At 63.6% G+C, this 7,509-nt stretch carries 3 protein-coding genes; 2 read left to right on the forward strand and 1 reads right to left on the reverse strand.

Features of this window, described 5'->3' with window-relative positions:
* Positions 1 to 12: 12 nt before the first annotated feature.
* A complete protein-coding gene (locus CGZ66_RS03860) occupies positions 13 to 2,319 on the reverse strand; it encodes a xanthine dehydrogenase family protein molybdopterin-binding subunit (protein WP_095081757.1) in 2,307 nt (768 codons plus the stop codon).
* A 157-nt stretch (positions 2,320 to 2,476) separates the two neighbouring features.
* Between CGZ66_RS03860 and pepN the strand changes: the two genes are divergently transcribed.
* Both pepN and CGZ66_RS03870 read left to right on the forward strand, forming a co-directional pair.
* On the forward strand, positions 2,477 to 5,122 hold the full coding sequence (gene pepN, locus CGZ66_RS03865) for an aminopeptidase N (protein ID WP_095081771.1): 2,646 nt from the start codon (positions 2,477 to 2,479) through the stop codon (positions 5,120 to 5,122).
* Positions 5,123 to 5,293: 171 nt separating this feature from the next.
* The coding region (locus CGZ66_RS03870; protein WP_095081760.1) for a PAS domain-containing sensor histidine kinase at positions 5,294 to 7,509 on the forward strand (2,216 nt) is incomplete at its 3' end.

Consider the following 7,509-nt stretch of genomic DNA (forward strand, 5'->3'; position numbering starts at 1 on the left):
CACTTTTCGGGATCATGGTCTAGCCGCTCCCCGGATCGTTGCCCAGATGCGCGCCGGCGTCGCCGGCATGTCGATGTGCTTGACACCGTAGGCGCGCCAGAGCGCGTCCGTTACTGCGTTGAGTGCCGCCGGCGTCGAGCCGATGGTGCCGGCTTCGCCTGCCCCCTTGATGCCCAGCGCATTGGTCGTCGAAGGCACGTTGCGGGTCTCGAAATGGAAGAACGGGAAATTGTCGGCGCGCGGCATGGCGTAATCCATGAAGCTCGCCGTCAAGAGCTGTCCATCCTCGCCGTAGATGGTGTCCTCGGTCAGCGCCTGGCCAATGCCTTGCACCACGCCGCCATGCACCTGACCGGCGAGCAGGATCGGATTCACGGTGACGCCGAAATCGTCGACGATGGTGTAGCGGACGATGTCGGTGGTGCCGGTGTCCGGGTCGATCTCGACCTCGCAGATATGGGTGCCGTTGGGATAGGTGCACTCGTCCTGCACGAACTCGCCGAACCCCTTGAGATCATCCGGCGTCCTGGCGGCCTTGGCGATGGCGGAAAAATCGATCGTACGGTCGGTGCCAACGATTCGGGCAACACCGTTCGACAGTTCGATGTCACCGGGCGAAGCTTCCAGCTCGTCAGCGGCGATGCGCTTGATCTTGTTGGCCAGGTCCTCGCCGGCGCGCGACGCCGAAACGCCGCCGAGCGGAATGGAGCGCGAGCCGCCAGTGCCGCCGCCGGCCTTCAGCTCGTCGGTATCACCCTGGCGGACATGGATCTCGTCGATGTCGAGATCGAGCTTTTCCGACAGGAACTGCGCGTAGGCGGTGGCATGCCCCTGGCCGTTGGTCTGGGTGCCGATCTTCAGCGTCACCGTTCCGTCGCCGTTGAGTTCGACAAACGCCGGTTCCGAACCCGGAAAGGCGCAGGCCTCGATATAGGTCGCCATGCCGAGGCCGCGGATCTTTCCGCCTGCTTTCGACCGTTCGAGGCGCTGCGGAAACGCCTTCCATTCCGCCTGTTCGATGGCGCGGGTCATGTGGCCTTCGAACTCGCCAGTGTCGTAGAGGCGGCCGGTCTGCGTGCGGTAGGGAAATTGCTCGGGCCGGATGAAATTGCGGCGCCGGATTTCTTCGACGGGCAGGCCCAGATCGTGGGCGCAGGCGTCGACGAGCTTTTCCAGCAGGAACGCCGCTTCCGGGCGACCGGCGCCGCGATAGGCATCGACCGGGCAGGTGTTGGTGTAGAGGCCGGTGACCGACACGTCGAGCGCCTGGATGTCGTAGACGCCGGTCGACATGGTGACGCCGATATAGGGAATGTAGGGACCGTATTGCGAGACATAGGCGCCCATATTGGCGAGTAGGTCCACCTTCATGCCAAGGAAGCGGCCATCCTTGTCCAGCGCCATCTCGGCCTTCACGACATTGTCGCGGCCTTGCGCGTCGGTCAGGAAGTGTTCGGTGCGGTCGCCCGCCCATTTCACCGGACGGCCAAGCCGCTTCGCCGCCTCGAGCACCAGCGGGTATTCGCGGTAGACGAAGCTCTTCGGCCCGAAACCGCCGCCGACATCCGGCGTGATGACACGCAGCTGGTCCTTCTTGATCTTGAACAGGCTGGCCAGGATGTACTGCATCGAATGCACACCCTGCGACCCCGTGGTCAGCACGAAGCGGTTCTCCTGTACCCTCCACTCGCCGATCGCCGAGCGCGGCTCCATGTAGTTGCAGACCAGCCGGTTGTTGACGAATTCGATGCGGGTGACATGGGCGGCCTTGGCGAAAGCCGCGTCCGTCTTTTTCTTGTCGCCCGTATGGTAGCTGAAGGCCCGATTCGAGCCGAGTTCCGGCCAGACCAGCGGCGTGCCTTCGGCGAGCGCCGTCGCCGTTCCGGACGCCGCATCTTCGCCGTCATAGTCGACGTCGATCAGTTCGGCGGCATCCTGCGCCAAAGCGCGGCTCTCGGCGACGACGAAGGCAACGGCGTCGCCGACATAGTTGACACGGTCACGGCACAGGACCGGAATGTCGCGGGTCGGCGCCTTGGTGCCGTCCGGCTGTTCCTGCATGACGCCGGACTTGAGATCGCCGAGATGGGCAAGGTCCTTGCCGATCAGGACCAGATGCACGCCGGGTGCTGCCTTCGCCGCCTCGGTCGAACCGATGGTGAAGCTGGCCTTGGCGACCGGCGAGCGCAGGACATAGCCATGCAGGACGCCAGCAGGCTGGATGTCATCGGTATAGCGGCCCTGGCCCTGGATGAAGGCCGCATCCTCGCGCCGCAGCACGGATGCGCCCATCCCGAATTTCGGCGTGACGACGGTCATGGAGGCCTCGTGATGATGAATGGGAGGAGGAACGCCTGAAATAGGCGCCGTCTCAGTTTTGTCGAGGGGCTGTTTCGTGTAAAGAGCGCGGACTTCAAATTTCTTGGACCAGCGAAAACAATCCGCCGCCAAGGCAATCGACAGGAAAACCCACGGAATGCGCACGGACACCGGCCAGGTCTTCAAGCTCGAAGACTACCGCCCCAATGATTACCTCATTCCGCAAACCAACCTCACCTTCCGCCTTTCGCCAGACGCAACGCGCGTCACGGCCGTGCTCACGGTCGAGCGCCGTGACGGTGTATCCGCGTCGGCTCCACTGGTGCTCGACGGCGACGGGCTGACGCTCAAGCGCGTCGAGATCGGCGGCAAGAATGCGAAACCGGCCGATATTCTGGTTACGCCAGACCAGCTGACCATCCTCGAGCCGCCGGCCGCGCGGCGCTTCCAGCTGCTCATAGAGACCGAATTGGCGCCGGTGGGCAACGAAGCGCTGATGGGCCTTTACCTCTCGAGCAATGTCTACTGCACGCAATGCGAGGCCGAGGGCTTTCGCCGCATCACCTATTTCCTCGATCGCCCCGACATCCTGTCTGTCTACACGGTGCGCATCGAAGCCCTGCGCGACGAGGCGCCACTGCTTTTGTCCAACGGCAACCTGGTCGACAAGGGTGACGTCGGCGATGGCTGGCACTTTGCTAGATGGCACGACCCCTTCCCCAAACCGTCCTATCTGTTCGCGCTGGTGGCGGGCAATCTCGGCAAAGTCGCCGACAGTTTTGTCACCCTCTCCGGCCGTACGGTCGAGCTCGGCATCTATGTCGAGCCCGGCAAGGAGAAGCTGGCCGGCTATGCGATGGACGCCCTGAAGCGGTCGATGAAATGGGACGAAGAGGCGTTCGGCCGCGAATACGACCTCGACGTCTTCAACATCGTCGCCGTGTCCGACTTCAACATGGGCGCGATGGAGAACAAAGGCCTCAACATCTTCAATGACAAATATGTGCTGGCCGATCAGGAGACAGCGACCGACGCCGATTTCGCCAATATCGAGGCGATCATCGCGCATGAGTATTTTCACAATTGGACAGGCAACAGAATCACTTGCCGCGACTGGTTCCAGCTCTGCCTGAAGGAAGGGCTGACGGTTTTCCGCGACCACGAATTCTCCGCCGACCAGCGCTCGCGCGCGGTCAAGCGGATCGCCGAAGTGCGCACGCTGCGCGCCCACCAGTTTCCCGAGGACCAGGGCCCGCTGGCGCATCCGGTGCGGCCACGCCGCTACCGCGAGATCAACAATTTCTACACGGCAACAGTCTATGAGAAAGGTTCCGAAGTGGTGCGCATGATCCGCACCATTCTCGGGCCTGATGCCTTTCGTGCCGGCATGGACCTCTATTTCGAGCGGCACGACGGCGACGCGGCGACGATCGAGGATTTCATCAAGGTGTTCGAGGACGCGTCCGGCCGCGACCTGTCGCAATTCGCGCTCTGGTACCACCAGGCGGGCACGCCCAATTTGACCATCAGTTCGACGCACAATCCGGCGTCGCAGGAGTTCATGCTCGAAATCGAGCAGTCGGTGCCGCCGACCCCTTCCGAAAGCCGCAAGCGGCTGATGCACATCCCGTTGGCCTTCGGCCTGATCGGCGCTAGTGGCCAGCCGGTCGACTATAGCGGCGTCGAGGGCGCCAGCGTCGAGGACGGCGTCATCCATGTCCGCAAGCGCCGCCACATGGTGCGGTTCTCAGGTGTTGCCGAACGCCCGGCGGTGTCGCTCAACCGCGGTTTTTCGTCGCCGGTGACGCTGTCCGTCGAGCAGAAGGCTGACGACCAGTTCTTCCTCGCCCGCCATGACAGCGACGCCTTCTCGCGCTGGCAGGCCTTCAACACGCTGCTGACCGACGCGCTGATTGCCGCCTTCCGCGAGATCCTCGGCGGCAGGCAGCCGGTTTTCGCGTCGCGGCTGACCGAACTCGCCGGCGGCATCGCCGCCGACGAGACGCTGGAGCCGGCCTACCGGGCGCTGGCGCTGGCGCTGCCTGGCGAAGCCGACATTGCGCGCGATATCGGCAGCAACATTGACCCCGACGCCATCTACGCTGCCCGCGAGGCGCTTGCACTGGCGATCGGCACGGCCAACTCTGACAATTTTGCCGGTCTCTACGACAGACTTGCCGACAAAGCGGCGTTCAGCCCGGATGCGGCGAGCGCCGGACGACGGGCCTTGCGCAACACCCTGCTGGACTACCTCTCGCTGCAGCCGGGGGGAGCGGCACTTGCCGCCGGACATTTCCAGTCGGCGACCAACATGACCGACCGCGCGGCGGCCCTTGCCGTGCTTGCGCATCGCCACCACGGTTCGCCCCAGGCGATCGAGGCGCTGGCGGCTTTCGAGACGACTTATGGCTCCGACCCGCTGGTCATGGACAAATGGTTCCAGATCCAGGCCAGCGTGCCCGGTCCGCAGGCCGTCGACACGGTGCGCGCGCTGACCGCTCATCCCGCTTTCTCGATGCACAATCCGAACCGGGTGCGCTCGTTGATCGGCACCTTTTCCAGCGCCAACCAGACCGGCTTCCACCGTGCGGATGGCGAGGGCTACCGGTTCTTCTCGCAGACCGTGCTCGAGGTCGAAAAGCGCAATCCGCAATTGGCGGCGAGGCTGGCGACGGCACTCCGCTCATGGCGTTCGCTCGAACCTGGCCGACAGGCCAAGGCCAGGGAAGCGCTGCTTTCGATCGCGAAAGCCGGAGACCTGTCAGCTGATCTGAGCGATATTGTCGATCGCACGCTGGCGTAGGCGTGCGCTCTCGTCCGGAAAGGGCCGTTTCGGCACTATTTTAGTCAATTTTTAATCTTTTTTCGCCGGACCACTGGACAAGGCGAATCACCTTTGATTCTTTACTGACGATTCGGATGTGCGGCGTTTGCCGGATCAAAGCAGCATAGGCAACTTCGGGGAGTGCCATTTATGGCGAAGGCGGACGCGTGGGGCGCGCCCGGGGGGAAGGTTTTTGCGCATCGCGAGACGCGAAGCGACGGCCTTGCCGGGAACACGCGGCTCATCGCCGAACCGGCCTACCGGCGGCTTCTGGCCGCCGAGCCGCTGCTGCGCCGATCGATACCGGCCCTCATCATCACCTTCCTGATCGTCATCGCGGCGCTGCGGATCCTGTCGCTGATGAACGAGCGCGACGATATCGAACGCAACGCCAAGGCGATCCTCACGCTGGCGGCAGGTCAACTGGCGAGTTCGCTCGCCATCACTTCGGACACGGTGCCGGGCGCCATCCAGGACCTGCTGGAGACCACCAGCCGTCAGGGCGCGATGGGCCGCAGCCATGTGCTCGTCATCACCGACAGCGCTTTCAAGATCGTCGCGGTGACACCGCGCTCGGTCCCATGGCAAAGCCATTCTCTCGACGGCCTCGTCCAGGGCGGCCAGCCATTGTTCATGTTCGGTGACCGCGCCGGCGTCATGGAGGTCAACATCGGCGGACGGGACTGGTATGCGGCGGTCAGCCTGGCGAACGGGCGAAAGGGTGCCGCGGCGGCACTGGTCCCTCAGGACGCCGTTTTCGACACCTGGCGCAAGACTGTCTCGCTGAACGTCACCCTGTTCGTGCTGACGGCCGGCGTGCTGATCGTCATCCTCTACGCCTATTTCGGCCAGGCGGCACGCGCGCAGGCGGCCGATCGCATCTATCTCGAAGCGCATCAGCGCATCGACATGGCGCTGGTTCGCGGCCGCTGCGGCCTGTGGGACTGGGACATGGTGCGCGGCAAGATGTACTGGTCGCGCTCGATGTACGACATGCTCGGCTACAAGCCCTGCGACACGATGCTGTCCTTCGGCGAGGTCGACGAGATCATCCATCCCGAGGACGGCGACCTGTTCGAGCTCGCCAACAGAATCGTCGCCCGCGAAATCGACCATATCGACCAGGTGTTCCGCATGCGCCACGCCGACGGCCAATGGGTGTGGATGCGCGCCCGGGCTCAGGTCATCGATCCTGAAGCGCCGGAGATCCAGCTTATCGGCATCGCCGTCGACGTCACTGAACAGCGCCATCTGGCGCTGCGTTCCGAGGCGGCCGACCTTCGCCTCCGAACGGCGATCGAAAACATCAACGAATCCTTCGTGTTGTGGGATTCGGCCCAGCGCCTGATCATGTGCAATTCCAAATACCAGCAGGACAACGGGCTTTCGGACCGCGACGTCATGCCGGGCACCGCGCGCGCGGTGCTGGAAGACCGGATGCTGGCCTTTGCTTCCGAACGGCGGCTTGCCAACACCAGCGGACTGCAGGGCGGCGCGACCTTCGAGCGGCAGCTGGCGGACGGCCGCTGGCTGCAGGTCAACGAACTGAAGACCCGGGACGGCGGCATCGTCTCCGTCGGCTCCGACATCACCCAGATCAAGCTGCACCAGGAGAAGCTGGTCGACAGCGAGCGCCGGCTGATGGCGACGATCCATGATCTGAGCCTCGCCCGCCGGGCCGAAGAGGAGCGATCGCGCGAACTGGTCGACCTCAACCGCAAATACATGAAGGAAACCGAACGCGCCGAGGCGGCGAACCGTGCGAAGTCCGAATTCCTCGCCAATATGTCACATGAACTGCGAACGCCGCTGAACGCCATCATCGGCTTCTCCGAACTGATGGAACAGGGCCTGTTCGGTCCGCTGGGGTCGGAGCGCTACGAGGAATATGCCACCGACATCAACAGCAGCGGCAAATATCTGCTGGGCGTCATCAACGACATTCTCGACATGTCCAAGATCGAGGCTGGCCAATTCTCGCTGGACCAGGAACAGATCGACCTCGGTCCGCTGATCAGCGAGACGGTTCGCGTCGTCTCGCTGCAGGCGGCGCAAAAGGCGATCACCGTGGAAACACGCATCGCCGACGCGCTGACGCTGTTCGCAGATCGCCGTGCGATCAAGCAGATTGTCATCAACCTCTTGTCCAACGCGGTGAAATTCACCGGCCAGGGCGGCCACATATCGGTCAGGGCCCGCAACACCTCCGGCGCACTGGTGCTGACAATCGAGGACAATGGCTGCGGCATCCCTAAAGACGCGCTCGGCAAGCTCGGCCGACCCTTCGAACAGGTGCAGAATCAGTTCTCCAAGAGCCATGCCGGATCCGGCCTTGGCCTCGCCATCTCACGCTCGCTCGCCGAGCT

Source organism: Mesorhizobium sophorae, from assembly GCF_002270415.1.
In the GTDB taxonomy this organism is placed as follows: Bacteria; Pseudomonadota; Alphaproteobacteria; order Rhizobiales; family Rhizobiaceae; genus Mesorhizobium; species Mesorhizobium sophorae.